Below are 1,620 nucleotides of genomic sequence, written 5' to 3' on the forward strand. Positions count from 1 at the left end.
CCGATGGACAACCCGAGGGGTTCGCTCATGACCCAGGCCACGATAGCGCCCGAACCGATCCCAACCGCTCAGACACTCTGCCCTAGGCCGCGTAGCCGCGGTGTGCTGCAATGTCGCCATGGGTGACATCGATGACATCAAGCAGGTCAAGTACCGGTATCTCCGCGCTCTCGACACCAAGCACTGGGACGAGTTCGCCGACACCCTCACCGAGGACGTCGTCGGCCGGTACGGCGAGTCGATCGGTGAGGAGCACCATTTCACCAGCCGCGACGAGCTCGTCGGCTTCATGCGCAACTCGCTGGGGCCCGAGATCCTCACCGAGCACCGCGTCAACCACCCCGAGATCACCGTCGACGGCGACGAGGCCAGCGCGACCTGGTATCTGCAGGACCGGGTGATCGCGCCGGATTTCAACTTCATGCTGATCGGCGCCGGTTTCTACCACGACAGGTACCGCAGAACCGATGCAGGCTGGAAGATCTCCGAGACCGGATATGACCGCACCTACGACGCCTCGATGTCGTTGGAGGCGTTGAACTTCAAGGTCAAGGCAGGCCGCGCGCTCAACCTGTGAAGCTATTCGGTGACCGCGATCATCGCTCCCGGCCGTAGCCACCGCATGATCGTCACCAGCTTGGCGTCGTCGATCGCCACGCAACCGGCGGTGGCACCGCCGTCGGTGCTGTGCACGAAGAACGCCCCGCCCTTGCCCGGGATCCGCGCCTTGTTGACGCCCATCACCACCGCGTGAGCGTACTGCGGGATCTGCAGGTTCTCGGTGCCCGCGCTCAGTGAGGTGTTGAATGCGCACTCGTCCTTCTTGCACACCTGCATGGTGTTGTAGGTCGGGCTTTCCATGTCGCCGTCCCACCAGTGGTCCGGCCCTACTTGGACGTATTGCAGGCCACCGCCGGGGTTGGGTTCGGTGCCGAACGCGAAGTCGAGGGTGTAGATCCCCTTCGGCGTCATCATCGAACCGTCGAAGTGATTGGGCGACATACCTTTTGCGCCGATCTTGGCTGGGATGCCGACACCGCCGTCCACCGGTTGCCAGCCGGCGGCGGTGCGCTGCCACACGTCCATCTTGGCGTCCGAACCGCCCACGCCGGTCACGGACAGCACCTGGGTGGCGCCTCCCACGGAGCGGGCGAACCAGGGCGTGAACTCCGCCGCGGCGTGCGGCGCAGCCAGTGAGGTCAGGACCGCAGAGACCGCCGTCGCGCACAGCAAGATCAGCGATCGGCGCATCGCCCCATTCTGGTGGATCGAAGCCGCATCCCCGGTAAAGCTTCGGACACGATCGGGTCGCGCCGGCGACCGGAACTTGTCGGTGGTCGAATGTATGTTCGAGGTATGTCGGGTACGGGGACGGTATTGCAGGAGGCGGTGACCGCGTTGCGGGCTGCTTTTGATGCGGTGGCCGCCTGTGATCTCGACTTGTTGACCCGTGCGGAGTTGGTCGATTCGCTCGATGAGTTGGAGACGCTGACATGTCAGTTGCCGGGGTTGCGGGATCGGCTGTTGGCCCGGTTGCAGGTCGAGGCGACCCCGCAGCAGCTGGGCGCCAAGTCCTGGAAGGACGTGCTGGCGACCCGGTGGCGGATCTCCCACGGTGAA

Annotated in this window: 2 protein-coding genes and 1 pseudogene; 2 read left to right on the forward strand and 1 reads right to left on the reverse strand. The window is 64.8% G+C overall.

Going from position 1 to position 1,620, the window contains the following annotated elements; genetic code table 11:
- Positions 1 to 118 precede the first annotated feature (118 nt).
- Positions 119 to 577: a nuclear transport factor 2 family protein gene (locus WA944_RS19845; RefSeq protein WP_526373550.1), complete on the forward strand. Its 459-nt coding sequence runs from the start codon at positions 119 to 121 to the stop codon at positions 575 to 577.
- Between the two features lie 2 nt (positions 578 to 579).
- Here the strand turns inward: WA944_RS19845 and WA944_RS19850 are convergent, their stop codons facing one another.
- Positions 580 to 1,251 carry a L,D-transpeptidase family protein gene (locus tag WA944_RS19850; protein WP_526647269.1) on the reverse strand — a complete coding sequence of 224 codons (672 nt, stop codon included), beginning with the start codon at positions 1,249 to 1,251 and terminating at the stop codon, positions 580 to 582.
- Between the two features lie 90 nt (positions 1,252 to 1,341).
- Between WA944_RS19850 and WA944_RS19855 the strand changes: the two are divergent.
- Positions 1,342 to 1,620, forward strand: a pseudogene (locus tag WA944_RS19855) (HNH endonuclease signature motif containing protein); the annotation flags it as partial.

Origin of the sequence: Mycobacterium sp. (assembly GCF_049683355.1) — a bacterium.
Lineage (GTDB): Bacteria > Actinomycetota > Actinomycetes > Mycobacteriales > Mycobacteriaceae > Mycobacterium.

Bases quoted from the DNA above. Each gene is read 5' to 3' on its own strand.
- WA944_RS19850 (WP_526647269.1), bottom strand. From the start codon at position 1,251: ATGCGCCGATCGCTGATCTTGCTGTGCGCGACGGCGGTCTCTGCGGTC.
- WA944_RS19845 (WP_526373550.1), top strand. From the start codon at position 119: ATGGGTGACATCGATGACATCAAGCAGGTCAAGTACCGGTATCTCCGC.